Raw genomic sequence first — 22,314 nt, 5'->3', positions numbered from 1 at the left:
TGCTGGTCAGGGACGTGGTGAGACAACGAACAACACACATTTCCGAGGTATTTTGGGCTACTGGCTGGCACAATAGTCGTTCCTGCTCGGAATCGGGTAAAGGTGGATGAATTGCGAATTGTCAATGCGCCGAACGAGGGCAGATGACGCGCTTGCCGGACGCCCCGCCGATCAGCTGCTTCCTGAGCTACGCGCGCCAGGACGACGTGGTGATGGACTTCGTGGGCCCGTTCGCCGACTCTCTGCGCCACTACGCCTACGCCGACCGCGGCCGCTCGCTTGAGATCTTCGTGGACCGGTCGTCCATCGGCTGGGGCGAGCAGGTCCAGCCGGCGATCAGGGCGTCGGTCCGCAGCACCACCGTCTTCCTGCCCGTCCTGACCCGCCGCTACTTCGACCGCCCGTACTGCCGCGAGGAGCTCTTCCTCTTCTACAACCAGGCCTTCGTCGACGGCGTCTGCGGCCTGCTGCTCCCGGTAGTGCTGCTGGGCAACGGGTTCCTGACCGAGGACAACCCCGACCTGGCCGTCCAGCTCGTCGTGGAGCGCCAGTTCCGCAGCGTCCGCGAGGCGTGGATCGAAGGCCCGGCATCCGCCGCCTGGCGCCGCACGATGCTTGCCCTGGCTTCCGAACTGGTGGACCGCGTCGAAGCAGCCGAGCGCGCACTGGTCGTCGCCCCTGCCGTCGCCCACGTGGATGTGGCGGCCGAGCTGGCGCGGTTCTCTGATGACGTCTCCGCAGTGATGGCTGCGGCGTCCGCCGTGGTGGGGGAGTTCCAGGACGTGCTCGCCAGCGGCGCCGACGTTGCCCGGCTGGCGCCGGCCGCGGTGCGACTGCAGGACGCCGGACGTCGCTTCGAACGCCGAGCTTTCGAGGTGGACCGCGCGCTACGCGCTGCTGACGTCGTCGAGTCGTTCGGCGTGGCGTCCCTGGACTCGCTGGCGGCGGGTGTCGAGGCCCTACTGGAGAGCACCCGCCGAGGCGAGGCGGCCCACGTGCCGTTGCGCCGGCTCATGGCCGTGTTCCGCGAGGGGCTCACCGCGTTGCGCAGCGGCCTCTGCGTCGTGGAGTCGTGGGGAGAGTTGCCAAATACTGGCCAATAACACGACGTTTGGTCACGTTGGGGCCAAATGGTCGTATGTTTGCTCGCTGGGGAGGGCACGCGGTCACGCGCTCGAGGAACCGCCGCCTCGCGCGTGACCGCGTGTGCCCCTTACCTGGACTCTTCGACTGCCGGCTCAGGTTCGCGCACGGGAAGCCAGGCGACGAGGAAGAAGAAGACGGCGTTCATGAGCACCGCCAGCAGCAGGAGCAAGTTGCGCCACAGGGCGACCTTGTCGGGTTCGAGGCTGGGGATGAAGCCAGTCCTGTCGACGACGATGTCCATCTCGCTGCCGGGCTTCTGAGCAGACCGATACATGCTCGGGGTGTAGTGGACCTGTCGATCGCCGCACCGCAGCTCGTTGCTGTAGGAGTTCGGGCTGCGCCGGTTGACATGGGTCTCGATGCTGGTGACCGTGCAGTGCAGAGTCTCCCCGTACGCGGTGAGCCAGAGCGAGTGGCTGCCGATGTTCGCGGGGAAGAGGGTGATGATGCCGAGTGCCATGGCAGGGAGCAACTCCCACTTCGACGTTTTCGGCCGGTAGCCCAACACCGTGTACACGTAGCCGAGCCAGCAAATCATGAGCGCGAAGGCCACGACGATGACCGCCTTGCCGACTGCCATGATCAGAAAACTGCCCAGCATGATCGCCAGCGTGAACAGGCCCGCGGCCACGAGCTTCTTCGGCTGGAACTCTGGTCTGGTGCCGTTCACTCGTCCAACGACCCTTGCTGCCTCGGGAACGTTCTACCCTGGTTTTCCAACTCGTCGTATTTCGACCACTCGCGGAGATGGTCCGCTGTTGCCTTCGTGACCCAGCCTCCGTCCGCGATGCTGGGCATCGAGTGTGGCGTCACCGTGCCGTCCGGGCGTGTGCGCGGCTTGTAAGGGGTGTAGGCCCCAACCGCATCCTGGACCGGCTGGGGGATCTTCTTGACCACGCCGTTGTTGCTCCAGGGCTCCTCGTACTTGTTCTTCCAGAAGTTGCCAGCGTCTCCGTAACCGTCTTTGAACTCGCGGCCTGCCTGCTTGAGCTTGTCGCCGGCGTCACTGAGCGTCGGGCGCGTGTTGCCCCAGTCCTCGAGCCGCTTGCCCGCATCCGCGAGGCCGTCTCCTCGAGTCGACGGGGTGTTCGGGGCATGTGGCGCGCCGGCGCCGCCACCCCTGCCGAACCTGCCGAGGCGCTTGAGTGCGCTGCCCAGTTGGCTGAAGAGTCCTTTCAGGCGGCTCATGATGCGCGTCACGAGCTTGACCAGCTTGGCCAGCTGCTGCGTGATCTTGCCGAGGACCATCGCGCCGCGTCCGACAGCCCAGGCCGAGAACGCCGCGAGCGAACTGCCGAGCGACACCACCGACGACGCGAGGGCAATGGCGGCGTTGCGGATGACTTCCCAGACGAACAGTGCGATGAGGTCGCGGATCATGCCGCGGATGGCTGCTGTGATGGTGCCCGCCGTGGCGATCTCAGACGCGACGAAAGCGCTCATCTTCGACACCATTGCGATCTCGGTGGCCAGTTCGCCCTGACTCTGCCGGAAGTTCTCGGCCGCGGTGCCCTGCTCCCAACACGGAAGCTCGCTCTTCACGGCCTTGTCCTGCTGCTCTCCGATGTTGTGGACATCGGCTGCGACCTGGTTCCACGTGGTGACAGCGGCCTTGATCTTGTCGCCGTTCCCGGCCAGCCAGTCAAGCGGTTCGCGCAGAAAGCTGAGGTGTTCGATGAGCCATCCGATGCCGGCGGTGGCCAGGGCACCCACCGGGTCCATCGCCGCACCCAAGGCATCCAACCCTGTCGCCGCGAGGTTCATCCCGAACTCGGCGAAGTCACCTTCGCCGAGGCGGTCGGCAGAGTCGATGGTCTGCATCAGAGACTCGGCGAGTCCGCCACCCGCGAAGTTGTCGGGGCTCGCCGCGCCGTCGCCAAATCCGGTCCAGCTCATCTGGGGCCTCCGAACCGGTTGCGGTTGGCGTCTTCGTGGGACTCGTAGGTCAACGCGGTGGTCTTGGTGTCGTCGGACGCGTTGCCGACGGCCACAGCCAGGTCCCTGATCGCAGCCGTGGTGCCTTCTGCCCACTCTTGGGCGTTCGAAGCGAAAAAGGACAGCAGCTGGCCGAACGTGTCGCCGCCGAGGTTGACTGCCGCCGCCTTGTTGGCGGCGGCGTCGAGGGCGTCTTCCCTGGCCCGCTGGCCCTTGGCGAACTTGTGCAGTTCGGTCGAGTCGACGCTGAAGCCCGGACCGGTCATCGGAGCACGCTCCCGAAGCCGTCCTCGTCGTCATCGTTTGCGGGACGCTGAGGACGTGGCGGCGGCGGTTGGTGCGCGGGGCCGTTCCAGGACACCTCGCGCATGACCTGACCGTCTTCCGGCGGTGGCGGCGGTTCCTCTTCCTCCTGCTGCGGGATGAAGCTGCGCAGGAAGTCCATCGCCTCGGTGCCGCCGAACTCGGGCTCCACAATGGACGCTACTTGCTCGGCCGACTGGACCTGGGCCTTTTGCACGGTCTGCATCACGAGCTGGCTGAGCTGGACGTGCGTGAGGCGCATCGCGACGGGCGAGAACTCGATGTGCTGCAACGCCCCGTTCGGCGCCACGGTCACGGTCACCGCCTCGTTGGGAGAGGTGACCCTGCTGCTGGCCTGCTGGATCTGCTCCTGCATCTGCTGGGAGCGTTGCTGGAGCTGCTGCGCTTTGGACTCGAGGTCCGCGATCATCTGCTCGGGGTTCATCGTTCGCTCGTCATCGCCAGCACCTGTCCGAGGTGTCGTGCCAGGCCCATGTTGTCCGCGGGGCTGATGGTGAACCAGCCGGGGCGGGTCTGGATGTTGGAGTAGCGGCCCTGACTCGTGTCGATCCAGGTGACGGGCGGGAAGTCCCGCTTGGTACGGGCCTGTTCCATCTTGACGAGGAAGTGTCCGTTGCCGGTGGCCGGGCCGGTGAGCATCTGCTTGGCGAGGCGGACGTCGTCGTTCTCCATCGTGCGGACCGCCTGGCGGAAGCCTTCTTGTTGCTGCGGCCGGTTCTCGAAGGCTTCTGCGGGTACCGTGACCAGCTTGCCCGGCCCTGGTCGTCCCTGCGGCATGGCGTTCGCGAGGCTGGTCGCGATCTCGTTGGGCTGCACCAGGTTCAGCGTCACGGTGGTGTCCTCTTGGGTCACCAGCACCGCATAACCGCCGCGTGCCACGACGCTCGCTCGAACCAGCTTCTGCTGGTTCATGTCCGGAATGCACAGGGCGATGACGCGGAGTTCAGGGCGCGCCAACAGGTTCAGCGCGTCCTCGAGGTCGGGCTCCGGCCTGCCGCGCCGCGCCAGGTTCCGGCGCTCGAGGTCCGCGTGAACCGCGGCCTTGATGCGAGCGCGCTCGTCCAACGTCTCGCCGTGCTGGCTGACGTCGAAGGGATAGGGAATGCTCCCTGCCCGCAGGTCCTCCCAGAGGACCTCGAACGCGGGCAGGGAGAGCTGGGCGATCTGCTTCATCCGCCGATCACCGGCGGCGCGACCATGCGATCGTCGTCGAAGAACTCGTCGGTCGGGATCAGGTAGTTGGACTTGTGTTCCTTGTCGTCCCCACCCTGACCGCCCTGGCCTGCGCCGGCGCCTGCGCCGCCGGCACCAGCGGCGCCCTGGCGACCGCCTGCTGCGCCTGCGCCTGCACCTGCACCTGCACCGCCGGGACCGCTGCCGCTGCCCATGACGCCGGCGCTGCCGCCGGGGCTGGCCGGGCCGAAGCTACCCATGCCACGACCTGCGCCGCCGGGTCCGCCCATGCTGCCGGGACCCATGCCGCGGCCTGCACCACCACCGGGTCCACCTGGACCGCCGCCGGGACGCATACCCGGACCGCCACCAGCGGGGCGGCCGGTCTGGCCGCCACCGGGTGGCCTCATGCCGGGCGGCGGATACCCGTTGATAGGCGCGATCAGCGGTGGCTTGTTGCCGGGCGGGAGGTTCTGGTTGTTGCCAGGCGGGGTGATTCCCGGCGGTGGCGTCGTCTGCGGCGCCACCCACGAGGTGTTGGTGGTGCCGTTGTTGCTCGTGCCGGGAGGCGGCATGCCGGGCATGCCGGTCGTGCTCGGAGGCCGGCTGACGCTGCTGAGGCTGCTCGTGCTCGTGGTGCTGCTGGTCTGCGTGACGGCCTGGTCCTGGGTGACGACCGGGGTCGACTCCATGGTGGGCATGGACATCGCGGCCGACATCATCGTGTTGTCGCGCGTCTGCATGACCTGGACGGCTTCGGCCTTGGCCTCTTGCTGCTCGTTGTGCTTGGAGAGCATTTCGAGGGGTGCGGCCGCCATGGCCGGCGGGAAGAGGACCGAGGGGGTGGCCCACTTCTTCATGATGTCCACCGGGTTGTAGCTGACCGGCTCAGGCATGCTCTTGTTCGCCTGAACAGCCGCGTCCCGCTGGGTCTCGATCGCATTCGCCGTGCGGGTGAAGCCGTCACCGGTCTGGTCGGCGAACGTGCCGACTTTGCCAAGCGCAGCACGAACCCCCTCGGCGGCGCGTCCTTTCCAACCGTCCTGCGAGCCGTTGACGAGGATGTTGAAGTCTGTGGCCAGTTCCTTGAACTGATTACCGATTTCAGCCCACGCCGTGGCGACATTGGTGGCCGCGCCAGGCTCGTACTTCTCGGTGACCAGCTTCTTCATCTGTTCATGCGGCTGGCCTGGGTAGTGCGCATCCGGATGCGGAACGACTGGCTTGACTGGCGGCGCCATGAGAATCCCCCTCGGGCGTTGTTACGACAGCTTCGGAGCGATCAGATCGGCGGTCTTGGACGCCCGCTCACATGCGGCCGCTGTGTCGCTTGAGCTGAGGCTCAAGTTCGCAATGACGAGAACCGACGACGATTCGGTCACTGAGATCGCGATGGCACACAGGTTCTTCGCGCCGTCCGCAGCCTCGACCTTGGTTGCATCGAACTTGCCGACCTTGATCGACGAGAGCTTGTCGCCGTTCAGGTTCAGTTCTTTCACGCCGGCCTTCGCACGGATGCCTGCACGCACACCGCCACCACCGCTGGCCGCACGCCACTCGCAGCCGTCGGACGACGCGACCTGCACGGCGTTGCCCGGGGAGGACATTCCGATGGTGGTTGCCTCGGATTCCGCTAGGAGACCACACGGCTCCAGTGCTTCGAGCCCCGACGCTGCCGGTGTGCTCGTCGGCGTGCCTTCACCGCTGGTGGGGGTTGGCTTGGGTGCGCCAGTTGTTCCGGTGCACGCGGCAGTCAGCAACGCGATACCGAGGACGCTGGCAATTGCGATCCGCTTCATGACTTCCCGTCGAGTTTCTTGAGCGAGTCGGCACTCCCAGTGTCGACCGCATGGTAAGACGCGCGACTCTTCTCGATCTGGGTTTTCAGACCGTCGATCGCGTCGTAGAGGCTCTTGAGCGTCTTCTGCGCCTCTTGTCCGAACGTTCTGTTGTTCTGGCTGATCTTCTCTGCGTAGCCGCCGCCCAGCTTGGTGTCGGCGCTCAAGTCAAATGCGCGCACCTGGATGCTTTCTAGCGCAGCCTGCATGTCGGCGAGCTTTTTGATCATGGTGTCGACCAGGTGTGGGTCGACGGACAGTTGTTGGGTCTCGACCGCGATCGCGACTGCCTTGCCGGCTGCGACGATGGCACTGAGACCGCCACCCATCAGTGAGTCCCAGGTACCACCTGCGACCTTGTCGGCGAAGCTGGCGCCCCTTGTGAATGTTGCTTCTTCGGACACAGAAGCTCGACCCTCCCCGATTGCGCTCTGTGGTCGGCTCATGACCTTACCGTCGTGCGGCCGTTCGGGGGATGCGTTGAACTACTTAGCCCTGTTTGGGCTAAAACTTCTCCCTGGTCAGGAAGGCTTTGAATGCGCTAAGTGAGAATGAAAGCGCAGGTCCAGACGGGTGCTTGGAGTCGCGGACACCTGCATGGGTGGTGGTGAACGCCACCTCGACGCAGTTCTCCTGGGGTGTCGCTGTAGCTGCTCTTACGCCAGTCCACCCTGTTCCCATCGACGCGCCAGCTCGGAGATCACTTCCAGTGATGCTCCCTCAGGCCGTGCGCGTAGGACCCAGAAGCCGGATGGCTTTCTCGTACGTCTCGATCTCCTCCGGTTCTTCGAGGAACAAGCTGGACGTGAGGTTTCGAGGTAGACGACCTTGAGTCCAGTGTCGCGTCTGAGCAGCTCATCTTGGTGGCGGAGGCGTCGATGAGTTCGCCGGCGCGTTCCAAGGACATGCCTGCGGGTGGTTTGCAGCACGGGCAAACCCGATCGGGTCAGTGCGAGGAAGGTCTTGCCGACAGAGCAAAGCCGATCAGGCGACAGCGGTCAGCGGAACAGCCCAGCCGAATCGATCGACTTAGCGGCAGGCACCAACTGCTCCAGCCGAACGGCTGACTCGGCCCTGGCATCCGAATCCCCGTACTGAACGCCCACGTTCACGTTGTCCACCTGGAACTTCAGCTCCCACTCGCCAGAAGAGCCGACCAGGCAGGCCTGCCCGGTGCCGATCGACGGCGCAACCGGAATCCGGGTGTGCTCCGTGCTGGGGTCGCAATGCGCGGCGTTACGGGTGTCGGCAGGCAGTTTGCGGTCCCACACCAAGAGGTCGACCTTCAGGACGCGGTACGAGTCCGTGTTGAGGCTGCCCCGCGGCACGATGTTGGTGCGCGAGCACGCGAGATCGGCGCGGCGGGCGTTACTGCGGCCCTGCTCGGATTCCGGGATCGTGGCGTCGATCGGGTAGGAACCGTCCACAATGGATGGTGCGGTGGCAATGGACGGGAAGGCCGCGGAGAACGCTGCCGCGCTGGCTATCGCGCACGGGTCCTTCACCGTCTCGACGGGGGAGTCGTAGACGTGGCGCATCGGGGCGGTCGGGCCCGCTGCGATTCCTGACTGCAGGAGACTTTCCAGTTTTGGCACGAAGGCGGCTACGTCCAGGGCTCCGGTGGAGTCGTCGGTCTGCCGGATGGTGACCTCTACCAGGAGGTCCGCGTTCCAAAGCATCACGTGGTCGGACTTGTACCTGTCGTCGCGCCACGAGGCCAGTGACAAGCCGGCTGAGGTGCGGATCTCGGCGCCTCCGAACTTGGCGCGGTTCTGATCCACCGTCAGGTCGGCCGGAGTGGTGAACGGGGTCTGGTGCACGTCCACGTGGAGCGAGTCTTTGCTGTCCAGCATGTAGAAGCAGTTGCTGATCCTGTCCGGGCCGGAGCCCAGGGCGATCGCGGCGTCTGCCGGCACGTCGGCGTCCAGGTGTTCGTGGCCGACGTTGTAGTCGCGCGCCAGCTTCAGGCCGAACGACTCCAGGCTGGCGATCGTCACGAGCGTGCACGCGTCGTAGATCGGGGTGCCGCCGTACTTGAAGGCGGGGCCGGTGCCGGGTTCCTGGCGCAGCACGATGCTGTCGGGGTCGCCCTTGATGGGGCCTGGTGCGGCGTCAGCGATGCGTTTTGCTACCAGCGGGACGATGAAGAACAGCCCTGCGGCGGCCATGGCCAGCAAGAGGACGAAGCCCAGTGAGAGGCCGATGATCAACGGTCTGCGTGGGCGCGATGGCGGTGGCGTCAGCGGAGCCCACATGTTTTGGTCAAGTGACATGAATCCCCCAGAAATCCCCCCAGATCGGCCTCAATGTAGCCAACGGCAGATGGCTGCGCTGCGTTATTGGACGGGTCTCACGTCACCCTGTCGGGACGGCTGGCTAGGCTCACCGAGGTGAGCACGGTCTACGACTGCAGCGAACCGAGCAACCGCGCGGCGGGACTTGCCGCTGCTGCCGGGGCGGTGCGGAGCGGGCGCCTTGTCGTCCTGCCCACCGACACCGTTTATGGGATCGGCTGTGACGCGTTCGACGCGGAAGCCGTCCGGAGCCTTCTCGACGCCAAGGGACGCGGGCCTGACATGCCCGTGCCTGTGCTCGTCGGGTCCTGGACCACGATCGACGGGCTGGTGCTGAGCGTGCCGAGGCAGGCTCGGGCGCTCATCGAGGCGTTCTGGCCTGGAGGGCTGAGCATCGTGCTGCCGCACGCGCCCAGCCTCGCGTGGGATCTCGGGCAGACGCGCGGCACGGTGATGCTGCGCATGCCGTTGCATCCGGTGGCCCTCGAGTTGTTGCGCGACGTTGGGCCGATGGCCGTGTCCAGCGCGAACAAGTCCGGGCAGGCGCCTGCGTCCAGTGCGCAGGAGGCTCGGGACCAGCTCGGCGACGCGGTGCCCGTGTACCTGGACGGCGGGTTGAGCGGTGAGAACATCGCCTCGACCATCGTCGACCTGACCGGGCCGGACGCGTTGATCCTGCGTGAGGGTGCGGTCAGCAAGAAAGAGGTCGACGAGGTGCTCGGCATCGAGGTCGAACTCGCGCGGTGACGCGCTGGTGCCAGAATTGATCATGTCGCCGCGGGTAGCGTGGCGCGCACCCCGAAATTCCCCGATTGATTGGTAGGCCCGTGGGGCCCGCATACTCGTTCGTCCTTCCTGTGCGCGAGTACCTGCTCGTCGCGTTGATCGCCGCCGTTGTGACGTTCCTGCTCGTCGGACTGGTGCGCCTGATGGCGTTCCGGATCGGGGCGGTGGCTTATCCGCGGCAGCGCGACGTGCACGTGCAGCCGATGCCGCGCATGGGTGGTGTCGCCATCTACGGCGGCGTGCTGTGCGGCATGTTCCTCGCGCACCAGTTGCCGGTGCTGCGGGCCGCGTTCGACTTCTCCAACGACCCGTGGGGCGTCATGGTCGCGGGCGGCGTCATCGTGCTCGTGGGGGCGATCGACGACCGGTTCGAGCTCGACTCGCTCACCAAGCTCGCCGGGCAGGTCACGGCGGCGGGCATCCTCGTGTTGTTCGGCCTGCAGTGGATGATCGCGTGGGTGCCGTGGGACGGCGGCGCCACCATCTCGCTCGACCAGAACCAAGGCGCGCTGCTCACGGTGCTGCTCGCGGTCACCATGATCAACGCGATGAACTTCGTCGACGGGCTCGATGGGCTCGCCGCTGGCATCGGCCTCATCGCCGCCGCGGCCACCTGTGCGTTCTCGATCGGCCTGCTCGTCGAACGGCAGGGCGCGGTCGAGGCCTACCCGCCCGCGCTGATCGCCGCCGCGCTCGCCGGCGCGTGCCTCGGCTTCCTGCCGCACAACTTCAACCCCGCGCGCATCTTCATGGGCGACTCGGGCTCCATGCTCATCGGCCTCATGCTCGCCGCCGCCACGACCAGCGCCTCCGGCAAGATCAACCAGGCTACCGGCAGCGCGGCCGACCTGCTCGGTCTGCTGTCGCCGCTGATCGTCGTCGCCGCCGTGCTGTTCGTGCCGCTGCTCGACCTGCTGATGGCGATCATCCGCCGCACTCGTCGGGGCGAGAGCCCGTTCTCGCCCGACAAGATGCACCTGCACCACCGGTTGCTGGAGATCGGGCACTCCCAGCGGCGGGCGGTGCTGCTCATCTACTTGTGGGCCGGTGTGCTGGCGTTCGGCGCGGTGGCGCTCACGTTGTTCGACCCGATCATCGTGGCCACGTGCTTCGTCATCGGGCTGATCGTGACGTTCGTGGTCTCGGTGATCCCTCGGCTGCGAGACGCCCGCCGAAGCGGTCAGTGACCGCAGTTGAGGTGCGGAATCAGGGGCTTTCTACACTCGGTGGTATGAGTGAGGAAGTTACGCACGCGTCTCTGGTGCGCGGGCTCGCCGCCGAGATGTTCCGGGGTGCGCTCTGGGCGACCGTTGCGACGGTGGTCCTCGGAGTCGTCGTGTCCACGATCTGGGTCGGTGTGCCCGGTCTGCTCGGAGCACTCGTCGGTGGCGCCGTGATCTGCGTGTCCTCGCTCAGCACGTTGTGGCTGATGCGGAAGACAGCGGCGCTCGAGGTGCACTTCGTGATGGCTGCCGCACTCGGCGGGTTCATGCTCAAGATGATCATTCTGCTCGGGGTGATGGTGCTGCTTCGCGACGTGTCGTGGCTGCATCCGAAGGCGCTGGCGTTCACCATGATCGCGACGATCATCGTCACCGCCGCCATGGAGGCCCGCGCGTCCAAGCGGATGAAGATGCCCTCGGTCATTCCGGCCGCCGACCCGAGCTGACCAGACACGACGTCAGCAGCGTTGTCAGGCTTTTGAAAGCCCCCCGTGCCTAGGGTCCTCGACGAACCTGTAGGTCAAATGGGGGGTTGAGGATGACGAACGCTGCCGCCGGGCTGGTCGACGACCTGCTGCGGATCGCCGAGAGGTCCGTCGTGGACGTCGAGGCGGAGCTCGCCGGGCACGACGCGGACCGAGTCGTCGAGGTCCTGCTGGCCGAGCTGGTGTCGCGGGTCACCGTGAACTCGGTTCAGCACGAGAAGGCGGCTCTCCAGTTCGACCTCGTGCTCGGGGGCACCGTGTTCCCGAACACGGTCGTCTTCGGAGCGGGCACGGTCGCTGTCGAGCCCGGAGAACTGAGCGATCCGCTCGTGGTGATCCGGCAGGACGTCGCCGAGGTGCTGCTCGCCCTGTTCGGTCCCCCTGGGCGCCGTGACTTCACCCGTGACATCCAGGTGACGGAGTCGGACACCCCGATCCTCGACCCCAGCGACCCCTTCCTCAAGCAGCGCGAGGTGGTCGTGACGGCCGCCTCACAGCTCCTGGCCGCACTGAGCGACCACCGGCCGTCTCTCTCGTCGCTGGCGGTGCGGTTCGGGTCGGACAAGTGGGGCGCCCACTGGTACACCGGCAACTACGAGCGGTACTTCGCCTCCCTACGAGACCAGCGCGTCACCGTGCTGGAGATCGGCATCGGCGGGTACGCCGACCCCGCCGGCGGTGGTGCGTCGCTGCAGATGTGGAAGCACTACTTCCGGCGCGGCGTGGTGTACGGGCTCGACGTCTTCGACAAGTCCGGCATCGCCGAGGCGCGGGTGCGTCCCGTGCAGGGCGACCAGGCCGACGTCGCGTTCCTGACGGAGTTCGCTGAGGCGGCAGGGCCGTTCGACGTCATCATCGACGACGGCAGCCACATGAACGCGGACGTGATCACCTCGTTCCAGGCGCTGTTCCCGCATCTGAAGCCGGGCGGCCTGTACGTCGTGGAGGACACGCAGACCGCCTATTGGCCGGGCTGGGGCGGCAGCAGCGCGGGTGACGGCGCCTCCGGCACGTCGATCGGCCACCTCAAGTCCCTCGTGGACGGGCTGCACCACCAGGAACAGGTCCGGGACGGGGGGTACACCCCGTCGGAGATCGAGCTGGCGGTCACCGCCGTGCACTTCCACCACAACATGGCCGTCGTCGAGAAGGGCCTCAACAAGGAACAGAGCTCGGCGGCGTGGATGCCTCGCACCGAGGACCCGGTCGCCTGGGTCGCACGTCAGTTCGGGCAGGGCTGACCTGTGGGCCGAATCCTCTTCACGAGTGAGACGCACGCAGGACTCTTCTACCCGCTGGCGGCCATCGCCGGGGAACTGGCCGGCCGTGGCGCGGACGAACTCTGGTTCGGGTGCACGGACGATCGGGAGGCCGATGTGGCGGCCATGGGCGGATCGCCGCGGTTCGTGTCACGCGGACCTGGCCCACACGCCGACTTGCAGCCCACCGAGTGGAGCGACGAGACCTACGACCTCGTCAACAACTCGTCTCGCTCGCGCAGCCTGGTGGCGTTCTTCGAGCTGCTGTTCGACCCCGAGCACGGCGAGCGGATGTACCAGCGGACGCTGGAGGTCATCGATCGGGTGCGACCGGACTTGATGGTGATCGATTCGGCCGACTTCGCGGCCCTGGACGCGGCGATGAACAGGAACATCCCGTACGTGATGAACAGCGCGGCACCGGTGAGCTATCTGTTCGCCACTCGGGTGCCGAGCGGATATCCGGCCATGCTGAGCGGACTGCCGCTGCGGATGACTTGGCGGCAGAGCTGGGAGAACCGCCTGTTCAAGGTGCTGCCGAAGCTGATGATGATCGGCAAGCCTGCGTTCCTCAAGCGGATGGTCGCTCACCAGCGCCGTCGCCAGGAGCTCGGGATGAAGAACCTCAAGGTCGTGCACACCGTCTACGCCGACGGGGCTGCCGCGATTCTCGGGAACACGGTGTTCGGCATCGAGTACCCGTTCCCGGCTCCGTCCTCCGTGCACATGCTGGGCACGATGGTGCGGCCGCGTGGTCAGGCGTCCGGAACCGACGCGGACCTCTTCGACTGGCTGGACCGGCGGGAGTCCGTCGTCTACATCGGACTCGGCAGTCTCATGCGGGTGTCGGCGGCCACCGCGGCCGAGATGGTCGCGGCGATCGAGCGTCTCGGTCCCGAGCACCACTTCCTGTGGAGCATGACGAAGGCGCAGCAGACGCTGCTTCCGGATGTCCTGCCCGCCAACCTGCGGGTCGAGTCGTGGGTCCCGCAGGTGGAGGTCCTCGCCCACCCGAACGTTCGGGTGTACTGGGCACACGGCGGCAACAGCAGCCATCACGGACTGCGCTTCGGCAAGCCGTTGCTGCTGACGCCGCGGTCCTGGGAGACGCGTGACCTGGCTGTGCGCTTCGTCGACGCGGGCGGTGCGCTGATGGTGGAGGACGTGCGGTCGGTTGGCAGGGGCGAGCTGGTGGACAAGCTCCGCCGGTTGCTGACCGACGACCGTCTGCGGGAGCGAGCCGTCCACTGGGGACGTGAGCTCGCCGCGGCCGGCGGGGTCGGCGCGGCCGCCGACCTGATCTCGGCTGTTCTGGAAGGTGAACAGTGTGCGATTGGCTGACCTGGCCTTTGTGGTGGTTGTTCTCGTCGCCATTTTCGGCGCGGAGAACCGTGATGCACACGAGAGGCGACGATGAGCACTTTGTCTGACGCGTTGCTCGGCGGCGCGACACCCGAGGAGATCGAGCGCATTCCGCTGCCGGCGGAATTTCTGGCCGCACATCTGCGGGTCGAGGATTCCGAGATGTTCCGCGGGGTGGTCGACAAGGACGTCCGCAAGTCGTTGCGGCTCGGCCCCGTGCCGATGCCGGAGCCTGCGCCGGACGAGGTCGTGGTGGCCGTGATGGCCAGCTCGATCAACTACAACACGGTGTGGTCGGCCATGTTCGAGCCGATCCCGACGTTCCGCTTCCTCAAACAGTTCGCCCGCCAGGGCGGCTGGGCGACCAGGCACGACCTGCCGCACCACGTGGTCGGCTCTGACGGCGCGGGCGTCGTCGTCCGGGTCGGATCCGGAGTACGGCGCTGGAAGGCCGGCGACCACGTGGTCGTCAGCCCCGTCCATGTCGACGACCAGGAACCCGCGACACACTCCGACGGCATGATGGGCGCCGAACAGCGGGCGTGGGGGTTTGAGACCAACTTCGGCGGGCTCGCCGACTACACGGTGGTGCGCGCGAGCCAGCTCGCGCCGAAGCCCGCCCACCTCACGTGGGAGGAGGCCGCCAGCAACACGCTGTGCGCGGGCACCGCCTACCGCATGCTCGTCAGCGACCGCGGCGCCCGCATGAAGCAGGGCGACGTCGTGTTGATCTGGGGCGCTGCCGGCGGTCTCGGCGGCTCCGCCGTCCAGTTCGTGCGCAACGGCGGTGGCATCCCGATCGGCGTCGTCAGCTCGGAACGCAAGGCCGAGGCGCTGAAGGCGCTCGGCTGCGACATCGTGATCAACCGCGAGCAGCTCGGTCTCGGTGACGACATCGCGGACGATCCGGAACGCGTGCTGGAGGTCGGCCGCAGGCTCGGCTCGATCATCCGCGAGAAGGTCGGCCGCGACCCGGACATCGTGTTCGAGCACACCGGCCGCGCGACGTTCGGTGTCTCGGTGTTCGTGGTGCGCCGTGGCGGTGTCGTGGTCACCTGCGGCTCCAGCACCGGCTACCAGCACGTGTTCGACAACCGCTATCTCTGGATGAAGCTCAAGCGGGTGATCGGCAGTCACGGCGCCAACCTCCAGGAGGTGTGGGACACCAATCGGCTCATCGAACTCGGCCACATCGCGCCCACGATGTCCGCGGTCTACCCGCTCGAGGAGGTCGCGGAGGCGACCCGCCTGGTGCAGACGAACCGGCACCTCGGCAAGATCGCGGTGCTGTGCATGGCGCCGGGCCGCGGTCTCGGCGTCACCAACCCCGAGCTGCGGTCCCGTATCGGCGAGGACAGGCTGAACCCGTTGCGCGGCATCGCTGCGGGGATCGGTGTGTGAGATGGCCATCGGAGTGCTGGGCACCGGTTCGTGTGTTCCCGACCGCGTCGTGACCAACGAGGAGATCGCCGAACTGGTCACCGAGGCGACGCCGGAGTGGATCCTGCGCAAGACCGGGATCGCGACGCGCCGCTGGGCCCGCCACGGCGAAGCGACGTCGGACCTTGCGGCCGTCGCCGCCACCCGTGCGCTGGAAAGCGCCAGCGTGCGGGCCGACCGGGTCAGCTACCTCATCCTGTCCACCTCGACCAGCGACTTCCCACAGCCGCCGACGGCCTGCCTGGTGCAGGAAATGACCGGCGCGGCCTGCTTCGACATCAACGCCGTCTGCGCCGGGTTCGTTTACGGCGTCGAACTGGCACGGTCACTCGTGGCCGCCAGGCCCGGCGCGCTCGCGCTCGTCATCGGCGCCGACGTCTTCTCGCGGATCCTCGACTTCAGCGATCGGAGCACCTCGGTACTGCTGGGCGACGGCGCTGGCGCCGTGGTTGTCGGTGAGGTCGAGAACGGCGGGATCGCCGACGTCGACTGTTTCGTTCCACACCAGGCCAACGGCGTGTTGTTGCGTGAGCTGGCCGAGCGCAGCGGCCTCGGTGCCGCCCACACACACCTCACCGTCGACCGGTACGGCAATCTCGGCAGCGCGTCGGTGCCCGTCGCACTGGACGACGCGGTGCGAACCGGCAAGATCGCCGCTGGCGACCTGGTGCTGCTGGCCGGCTTCGGCGGTGGCATGTCCATCGGCACCAGCCTGGTCAGGTGGTCGGCATGACCGCGATCGACCGCGTCGGCGTCGTCGGCGCCGGCCAGATGGGCGTGGGGTTCGCGGAGATCTGCGCCCGCGCCGGCCTCGACGTACTGGTAGCCGCATCGCGCCCCGAGTCGGCCGACCGCGGCCGCAGGCAACTCGAACGTTCGCTGGACCGCTTGGTGAACAAGGAAAAACTGTCAGCATCCGACCGCTCCGCCGCACTCGGCCTGGTCACCTGGTCCACCGACCTCAAGGACCTCGCCGATCGCCAGTTCGTGCTGGAGGCAGTGGTCGAGAGGCTCGCGCCCAAACAGGAGATCTTCGCGACGCTCGACGAGATCATCACCGATCCCGCGGCCGTGCTCGCGTCGACCACCTCGTCTCTGCCGATCATGAAGCTGGGCCGGGCGACCGAGAACCCCAGCAGGGTCATCGGGGTGCACTTCTTCAACCCCGTGCCCGTCATGCCACTGGTCGAGGTGATCAGCTCTCTCGCCACGGACACCGGCACGATCACGCGAACGACGTCGTTCCTCACCAAGACGCTGGGCAAGCAGGTCATCGCCGCGAAGGACCAGGCGGGCTTCGTCGTCAACGCCCTGCTCCTTCCGTACCTGATGGCGGCGGTGCGGATGGTCGAGTCGGAGACGGCCTCCGCCGAGGACGTCGACCGCGGCATGACCCTGGGCTGCGGCCACCCGATGGGACCGCTCGCGCTGATCGACCTCGTCGGCCTCGACACCGTCGCGGCCGTAGGCGAGTCGATGTACGCCGAGACCAAGGAACCGCTGCACGCCCCACCCGCGTTGCTGCTGCGCATGATCGATGGCGGATATCTCGGCCGTAAGAGCGGACGAGGCTTCTACTCGTACTGATAGGTGTTCGAACTCTGTGATCAGCGGATGTTGCGCAGAGCTGTGGGTGCTGGGTATCGTCGGGCGCGGAGGAACCTGGGGGGTTCGCCGGGAGTACGAGCACCGTTTCAACGGTGGATTGCGGGAATTTTCCTGCCTTGTTCTCGTCTGGCTTCATCGTCTAGTCGCCGGTCCTGTTCGGACCCCGCTCAGGTAGCGCTTCCTGTCTCGTTGGACACCGTCTGACGTGCAGTGAGTGTCGGTCGCCCTCCTGACGTGCGTGATCATCACAAAGAGCTGGGGGGCTTTTGTGGAGTTTCGGTTCTTGGGGCCGTTCGAGGTTCGCAGTAGCGGTTCCGTCGTTCAGGTGGGCGGGCCACGAGTGCGCGCGTTGCTCGCCGCATTGGTACTTCGTGGGAATCAACCCGTTTCGGTCAAGCATTTGGTGAATGCGGCCTGGGATGACGATTCGCCGCTCACCAGTTCCGCAACCGTCCATTCGTACGTGTGCAGGCTGCGGGCCCGGCTGGCCTCGGTGGGACTGGACGGCGAGGACAGGATCCTGACGGACGCGACGGGCTACCGGTTTCGGCTCGAGCCCGGTGAGTCCGATGTGGAGGTGTTCAGGGAGCGGATCGAACACGGCCGGTCGGCGCTGAACGTGGGGTCCCTGACGGAGGCCGCCGAGGCGCTGTCGTCGGCGCTGTCGATCTGGCGGGGCCCGGCGCTGTCGGAGATCCCCGGTTCGTTCGCGGAGCTGGAAGCGGTGAGCCTCAACGAGGAACGGCTCGCCGCGCGGCAGGAGAGCCTGGAGATCGACCTCGCCTTCGATCGGCACACGCAGGTCATCCCCGAGCTGCGCACCCTCTTCCTGCAGCACCCGAAGAAGGAACGCCTTGCCGCACTGCTGATGCGCGCTCTCTACCGCAGCGGCCAGCAGGCGGAGGCGTTGCAGGTCTACCGCACAGCGCGGCAGGCGCTGGTCGACGACCTGGCCGTCGAGCCGGGGCCCGAGCTGAAGTCGTTGCACCAGAAGATCCTCAACCACGACGTCGAACTCGCACTGCCCGCGGGAAGCCTCGGTGCGGGCAGGCGTTCACTGCCGCCGGACACGCCGGGATTCGTCGGCCGCGCCGACGAACTGCGCCGGATCGTCGACGCGGCGACGTCGGGCGGGGTTGCCGGGAGCGCGCTGGGCATCACGACCATCGACGGGATGGCCGGCGTGGGCAAGACGAGGCTCGCCGTGCACGCCGCGCACCTGCTGGCCGACCAGTTCCCGGACGGCCAGCTGTTCGTCGACCTGCATGGGCACAGTGGAGGCCAGGAGCCGATGGATCCCGCCGCCGCGCTGGCCGAGCTGCTGGAGGCGGTGGGTGTGCCGGCTGCCTCGATCCCGGCCACTCTCGAGCAGCGCGTCGCGGTGTGGCGCACCCAGCTGGTGAACCGGAAGGTGTTGCTGGTGCTGGACAACGCCGTCAGCGCGGCTCAGATCGAGCCGCTGCTGCCCGGCGGCAAGGGCTGCTCCGTGCTGGTCACGAGCCGCAACCGGCTCGTTGGTTCGCACACGACGCAAACGGTGTCGTTGCAACCGCTGGAAGTGCGGGAGGCGGTCGACTTCCTGTCCGCGACCCTGGCGCCGCAACGGGTCGCGGCCGAACCGGACGCCGTCGCCGAACTCGCCGAGATGTGTGGCGGACTGCCGCTGGCGCTGCACTTCGCGGCGGTGCGGCTGTGCAACCGTCCGGTGTGGAGCATCAGCGACCTCACCGCGTTGCTGAGCAGGGACCGTCTCGCCATGGCGGATCTGGACATCGGCAAGAACGGGCTGGCCGCCGCGTTCAGCACGTCCTACGACCGGCTCAGCGCGGAGCAGCGGACCGTTTTCCTCTCGGTCAGCGCCTTCGAGAGCCGGCCGTTCGACGTGTCGGCGGCCGGAGCCCGTTCCGGCGATCGGTTCGTGGCCGAGCGGGTGCTCGAGTCCCTCGCCGATGCGAACGTGGTGGAACCCTTGCGGTTCGGGCACTATCGAGTTCACAGCCTGATGCGGGCGTACGTCCTGCGTTGTGACGCGAACCGTCGCGACGCGCTGCGGATGGCCGAGGCCGGCGTCTGACAGGTCACCCGGTGAGGTCGGGTGCGGCGAGAGCCAGCGTCACCGGTGGCTCCTGCCGCACCGGCTTCAGGTGCAGGCGTTCGATGTTGTTCCCGCCAGGTGCGAGCTCCTGCGCACAGCCGCAGTCCTGCTGTTCGTATCCCGCGAACCGGTACGCCACCTCCATGATCCGGTTCCGGTCCGTCCGGCGGAAGTCTGCGATCAAGTGGACTTCCGCTCGCGCGGCCTGATCGGCGATCCAGCCGAGCAGCGCGGCACCGATGCCGAACGACATCACCCGGCACGACGTGGCGAGCAGCTTGAGGTGCCACGAAGAGGCGTGCCTGGCGACCAGAACGATGCCGATCACGCCGTGCGAGCCGAACCGGTCCGACAGCGAGGCGACGAGCACCTCGTGGTGCGCATCGGTGAGCAGCGCGCGCAGGTCGGCGTCGGAGTAGTGCACACCGGTCGCGTTCATCTGGCTCGTGCGCACCGTCAGTTCCTCGGCCCTGGCGATGTCCTCCTCGCCCGCGCGGGCCACTGTCAGCCGCAGGCCGAGTGATCGGAGGAACTCCGCGTCCGGGCCCTGGTACTCGGCCCGTTCGGCGTTGCGGCGCAGGTTCGCCTGGTACATCGTTCTCCGGCGGCCGGAGTCGGCCGTGTGGGAGACAGGGGTGAACTCCGGCAGACCGGGCAGCTCGGTGGCGCGTTCCGCTGGATAGCACCGTATCTCCGGCAGGTGGAACTCGACTTCGGCGCGTTCGGTCGCCTGGTCGTCGATGAACGCGACGGTGCGCTCGGCGAACTCGAGCAGCCCCGCGATCTCCCTGACCGCGTCGGACTTGCGTCCCCAGCCGATGCGGGCGGCCACGAAGTAGTCGGCGAGCCCCAGTTCGCGCAGGCGTTCCCACGCGAGGTCGTGGTCGTTCTTGCTCGACACGGCGTGCAGGACACCGCGCGCGTCCAGCTCGACGATCACGTCGCGGATGGCGTCCGGGACCACGACTTCGTCGTTCTCCAGCAGGACACCTCGCCACAGCGTGTTGTCCAGGTCCCAGATGAGGCACTTGACCAGCGTCGGCGTGTTCTTGTGGTCCGGCAACGTTTGTTCCCTCGTTCAGGCCGTGGTGGAGAGCGCGTGGTCGGCCAGGATCAGCTGGCAGATCTCGGTGCTGCCCTCGATGATCTCCATCAGTTTCGCGTCCCGGTACGCCCGCGCGACCGCGCTGCCGTCGTGCGCACCCGCGGAAGCGAGCACCTGGACGGCGGTGGCCGCACCGCGCGAAGCCTGGGTCGACGCGACGTACTTCGCCTGCACGGCAGCGATGATCATGTCGGGGGATCGCTCGTCCCAGCAGTGGCTGGCGTGCTCGGCGGCGCGGGTCGCGGTGCGTTCGTCCACCAGCAGACCGGCGATGTGTCTGGCGACGAGCTGGTGCCCGCCGATCCGTTCGCCGAACTGCTCCCGGGTCCTCGCGAACCGCGTCACCTCACGCAGACAGGAGCGGAGAATGCCGGCACAGCCCCAGGCGACCGACAGCCGGCCGTAGGTGAGCGCCGCCGTCACGACCAGCGCGACGGACTGCCCGGCACCACCGAGGAGGCAGGTTGCGGGCAGGCGTACGGAGTCGAAGGTGACGTTCGCATGCCCCGCGGCACGACAACCGAGCGGCGCCGCGATCCGCTCGATCGTGACACCCGGTGCGGACGTGGGCACCACCACCGCGGCGGCGCCGTCCCCAAGGCGACCGAAAACCACGATCAGATCGGCATAAGTGGCTCCTGTCGTCCACACCTTCTGTCCGGTGAGGACGATCGAGTCACCGTCGGTCTCGATGGAGGTGGTGATGGCGGACAGGTCGCTGCCGGCCTGCGGTTCGCTGAACGCGACGGCGGCCAGCTCCCCACCGGTCAGGCGGGGCAGGTACTCCTGTCGTTGCCGCAGGCCGCCGAGGCGCTGGATCGCCCACGCGGCCATGCCCTGCGAGGTCATCAGACTGCGGAAGGAGCTGCACAGCCCGCCGACGTGCGCGGTCAGTTCACCGTTGTCCGCGCTGCTGAGGCCGGGGCCTCCGTACTCGGCCGGCACCTGGGCGCAGAGCAGTCCCGCCGCGCCGGCCGACCTGATCAGTTCGAGGGGGATGGCGCCCGCGCCGTCCCAGTCCCCGGCGCGGCCGCCGATCAGCTCGTCCGCGAGCGCGGTCAGCTTCTCAGCCACCGTGCACGAGATCGTTCGTGGACAGGCGGCGCACCAGTTCCATCATGCGCAGCACCGTGCGGAAGTTGTCGAGCCGCAGGTCGGCGCCCGCGATGACGATTCCGAAAGCCTCTTCGAGGAACACGACGAGCTCCATCGCGAACAGCGACGACACACCACCGTCGGCGAACAGGTCGGTGTCCGGGTCCCAGCTCTGCTTCGTGCGCGCGGTCAGGAACTCGAGCACCTCCTTCTCCACGTGGGCCGCTGTGATGGCCTTGTCCGGCGATGTGGTCACGACTTCGCGCCCCCGTATTCGTAGAAGCCCCGGCCGCTCTTCTGTCCGAGGTCACCTGCACGTACTTTGGCCAGCAACAGCTCCCGGGGCTTGCAGCCCTCGTCCCCGGTTCGCTCGTGGAGCACGCGGAGCGAGTCCGCCAGGTTGTCGAGACCGATGAGGTCCGCGGTGCGCAGCGGTCCGGTGCGATGGCCGAGGCAGCCCACGAAGAGCGCGTCGACCGTCTCCGGTGTCGCGGTGCCCTCCTCGACGACCCGCACCGCGTCGTTGATCATGGGGTGCAGCACCCTGCTGGTCACGAAACCGGGGTTGTCGCCGACGGTCAGCGGCTTGCGGCCGAGCCGCGCCAGCACGGACTCGAGCCGGCCGAGCGCCGCGTCCCCCGTCCGGTCGCCGCGGATCACCTCGACCGTCTCGATGAGATACGGCGGGTTCATGAAGTGCGTGCCCAGAAAGGTCTCCGGGTGGCGCAGCGAGTTCGCCAGCTCGCCGATCGGGATGGACGAGGTGTTGGACACCACCGGGGTGTCCGGTGCGACGATGCCGGAGAGGGAGGCCAGCGCCTCCGCCTTCACGGCGGCGTCCTCCGTCACGGCCTCGATCACCAGCTCCGCGCCCGCGACGTCCGCCACCGAGGCGCTCGTCGTGAGGCCGCCGGTCGCCACGCCGGGTGGCAGCGCTCCCATCAACGCGGCCAGCCGCAGTTCCCTGGCGATCGTCCTGCCGGCGGAGGCGAGCTTGTCCTCGTCCACGTCGACGAGCACGACGGGCAGCCCGAATCCGACCGCGAGGGTGGCGATGCCACACCCCATGACGCCCGCGCCGAGCACGGCGAGCGGCCGAGCCGCGTGACTTTCCGACACCGATCCTCCACCGGACCTGCGAGCCGC

General features: G+C 67.5%; 24 protein-coding genes. 10 read left to right on the top strand and 14 right to left on the bottom strand.

What is annotated here, in order from left to right; genetic code table 11:
- Positions 1–143: 143 nt before the first annotated feature.
- Complete coding sequence (locus ACIA8G_RS15375; RefSeq protein WP_396419079.1) at positions 144–1,103, top strand: toll/interleukin-1 receptor domain-containing protein; 960 nt, start codon at positions 144–146, stop codon at positions 1,101–1,103.
- 110 nt (positions 1,104–1,213) lie between these two features.
- On the opposite strand, the gene ACIA8G_RS15370 is transcribed toward ACIA8G_RS15375, so the two are convergent.
- The 10 genes from ACIA8G_RS15370 to ACIA8G_RS15325 all read right to left on the bottom strand — a co-directional run bounded on the left by ACIA8G_RS15370 (position 1,214) and on the right by ACIA8G_RS15325 (position 8,689).
- Complete coding sequence (locus ACIA8G_RS15370) at positions 1,214–1,777, bottom strand: hypothetical protein (RefSeq protein WP_396419078.1); 564 nt, start codon at positions 1,775–1,777, stop codon at positions 1,214–1,216.
- Between the two features lie 35 nt (positions 1,778–1,812).
- Positions 1,813–3,042, bottom strand: coding sequence for a hypothetical protein (locus ACIA8G_RS15365; RefSeq protein WP_396419077.1), 1,230 nt, complete (start codon positions 3,040–3,042; stop codon positions 1,813–1,815).
- On the bottom strand, positions 3,039–3,347 hold the full coding sequence (locus ACIA8G_RS15360) for a hypothetical protein (protein WP_396419076.1): 309 nt from the start codon (positions 3,345–3,347) through the stop codon (positions 3,039–3,041). Before ACIA8G_RS15360 ends, ACIA8G_RS15365 begins: the two co-directional genes overlap by 4 nt.
- A complete protein-coding gene (locus ACIA8G_RS15355) occupies positions 3,344–3,829 on the bottom strand; it encodes a YbaB/EbfC family nucleoid-associated protein (protein WP_396419075.1) in 486 nt (161 codons plus the stop codon). The genes ACIA8G_RS15360 and ACIA8G_RS15355 overlap by 4 nt, the downstream gene beginning before the upstream one ends.
- The gene (locus ACIA8G_RS15350; protein ID WP_396419074.1) at positions 3,826–4,578 is read right to left on the bottom strand and encodes an ESX secretion-associated protein EspG; all 753 of its coding nucleotides are present in this window, start codon (positions 4,576–4,578) and stop codon (positions 3,826–3,828) included. The genes ACIA8G_RS15355 and ACIA8G_RS15350 overlap by 4 nt, the downstream gene beginning before the upstream one ends.
- The gene (locus ACIA8G_RS15345; protein ID WP_396419073.1) at positions 4,575–5,750 is read right to left on the bottom strand and encodes a hypothetical protein; all 1,176 of its coding nucleotides are present in this window, start codon (positions 5,748–5,750) and stop codon (positions 4,575–4,577) included. Before ACIA8G_RS15345 ends, ACIA8G_RS15350 begins: the two co-directional genes overlap by 4 nt.
- 90 nt (positions 5,751–5,840) lie before the next feature.
- A complete protein-coding gene (locus ACIA8G_RS15340; protein ID WP_396419072.1) occupies positions 5,841–6,377 on the bottom strand; it encodes a DUF3558 family protein in 537 nt (178 codons plus the stop codon).
- Positions 6,374–6,820, bottom strand: a complete 447-nt coding sequence (locus tag ACIA8G_RS15335) for a hypothetical protein (protein ID WP_396419071.1) — start codon at positions 6,818–6,820, stop codon at positions 6,374–6,376. The genes ACIA8G_RS15340 and ACIA8G_RS15335 overlap by 4 nt, the downstream gene beginning before the upstream one ends.
- A 100-nt stretch (positions 6,821–6,920) precedes the next feature.
- Positions 6,921–7,097: a DUF397 domain-containing protein gene (locus tag ACIA8G_RS15330; protein ID WP_396419070.1), complete on the bottom strand. Its 177-nt coding sequence runs from the start codon at positions 7,095–7,097 to the stop codon at positions 6,921–6,923.
- A gap of 317 nt (positions 7,098–7,414) precedes the next feature.
- Entirely contained in the window at positions 7,415–8,689 is a 1,275-nt protein-coding gene (locus tag ACIA8G_RS15325) for a hypothetical protein (protein ID WP_396419069.1), read from the bottom strand.
- Between the two features lie 117 nt (positions 8,690–8,806).
- Between ACIA8G_RS15325 and ACIA8G_RS15320 the strand changes: the two genes are divergently transcribed.
- The 9 genes from ACIA8G_RS15320 to ACIA8G_RS15280 all read left to right on the top strand — a co-directional run bounded on the left by ACIA8G_RS15320 (position 8,807) and on the right by ACIA8G_RS15280 (position 18,947).
- Positions 8,807–9,457: an L-threonylcarbamoyladenylate synthase gene (locus ACIA8G_RS15320; RefSeq protein ID WP_396419068.1), complete on the top strand. Its 651-nt coding sequence runs from the start codon at positions 8,807–8,809 to the stop codon at positions 9,455–9,457.
- 80 nt (positions 9,458–9,537) lie between these two features.
- Positions 9,538–10,683 (top strand): glycosyltransferase family 4 protein, encoded by a 1,146-nt coding sequence (locus tag ACIA8G_RS15315; protein WP_396419067.1) that lies wholly within the window; start codon positions 9,538–9,540, stop codon positions 10,681–10,683.
- A 44-nt stretch (positions 10,684–10,727) separates the two neighbouring features.
- A complete protein-coding gene (locus tag ACIA8G_RS15310; RefSeq protein ID WP_396419066.1) occupies positions 10,728–11,165 on the top strand; it encodes a hypothetical protein in 438 nt (145 codons plus the stop codon).
- Positions 11,166–11,257: 92 nt separating this feature from the next.
- Positions 11,258–12,445 carry a class I SAM-dependent methyltransferase gene (locus tag ACIA8G_RS15305; protein ID WP_396419065.1) on the top strand — a complete coding sequence of 396 codons (1,188 nt, stop codon included), beginning with the start codon at positions 11,258–11,260 and terminating at the stop codon, positions 12,443–12,445.
- A gap of 3 nt (positions 12,446–12,448) precedes the next feature.
- Complete coding sequence (locus ACIA8G_RS15300) at positions 12,449–13,804, top strand: glycosyltransferase (protein WP_396419064.1); 1,356 nt, start codon at positions 12,449–12,451, stop codon at positions 13,802–13,804.
- A 72-nt stretch (positions 13,805–13,876) separates the two neighbouring features.
- On the top strand, positions 13,877–15,226 hold the full coding sequence (gene ccrA / locus ACIA8G_RS15295; RefSeq protein WP_396419063.1) for a crotonyl-CoA carboxylase/reductase: 1,350 nt from the start codon (positions 13,877–13,879) through the stop codon (positions 15,224–15,226).
- A 1-nt stretch (position 15,227) separates the two neighbouring features.
- Complete coding sequence (locus ACIA8G_RS15290) at positions 15,228–15,998, top strand: 3-oxoacyl-ACP synthase III family protein (protein ID WP_396419062.1); 771 nt, start codon at positions 15,228–15,230, stop codon at positions 15,996–15,998.
- Positions 15,995–16,852, top strand: coding sequence for a 3-hydroxybutyryl-CoA dehydrogenase (locus tag ACIA8G_RS15285; RefSeq protein ID WP_396419061.1), 858 nt, complete (start codon positions 15,995–15,997; stop codon positions 16,850–16,852). The genes ACIA8G_RS15290 and ACIA8G_RS15285 overlap by 4 nt, the downstream gene beginning before the upstream one ends.
- A gap of 235 nt (positions 16,853–17,087) precedes the next feature.
- Positions 17,088–18,947, top strand: a complete 1,860-nt coding sequence (locus ACIA8G_RS15280; protein WP_396419060.1) for a BTAD domain-containing putative transcriptional regulator — start codon at positions 17,088–17,090, stop codon at positions 18,945–18,947.
- 4 nt (positions 18,948–18,951) lie between these two features.
- Here ACIA8G_RS15280 and ACIA8G_RS15275 read toward each other — a convergent pair whose 3' ends face one another.
- The 4 genes from ACIA8G_RS15275 to ACIA8G_RS15260 are packed head-to-tail and all read right to left on the bottom strand — an operon-like array spanning position 18,952 to position 22,287.
- Positions 18,952–20,031, bottom strand: coding sequence for an HAD-IIIC family phosphatase (locus tag ACIA8G_RS15275; protein ID WP_396419059.1), 1,080 nt, complete (start codon positions 20,029–20,031; stop codon positions 18,952–18,954).
- 15 nt (positions 20,032–20,046) lie between these two features.
- Positions 20,047–21,147: an acyl-CoA dehydrogenase family protein gene (locus ACIA8G_RS15270; RefSeq protein ID WP_396419058.1), complete on the bottom strand. Its 1,101-nt coding sequence runs from the start codon at positions 21,145–21,147 to the stop codon at positions 20,047–20,049.
- Entirely contained in the window at positions 21,140–21,424 is a 285-nt protein-coding gene (locus tag ACIA8G_RS15265) for an acyl carrier protein (RefSeq protein ID WP_396419057.1), read from the bottom strand. The genes ACIA8G_RS15270 and ACIA8G_RS15265 overlap by 8 nt, the downstream gene beginning before the upstream one ends.
- A complete protein-coding gene (locus ACIA8G_RS15260; RefSeq protein ID WP_396419056.1) occupies positions 21,421–22,287 on the bottom strand; it encodes a 3-hydroxyacyl-CoA dehydrogenase family protein in 867 nt (288 codons plus the stop codon). The genes ACIA8G_RS15265 and ACIA8G_RS15260 overlap by 4 nt, the downstream gene beginning before the upstream one ends.
- Positions 22,288–22,314: the final 27 nt, after the last annotated feature.

The organism is Lentzea sp. NPDC051213, from assembly GCF_044455585.1.
In the GTDB taxonomy this organism is placed as follows: domain Bacteria; phylum Actinomycetota; class Actinomycetes; order Mycobacteriales; family Pseudonocardiaceae; genus Lentzea.
The sequence above is the reverse complement of the archived record's forward strand: the minus strand, read 5'-3'. Positions and strand labels throughout refer to the sequence as shown.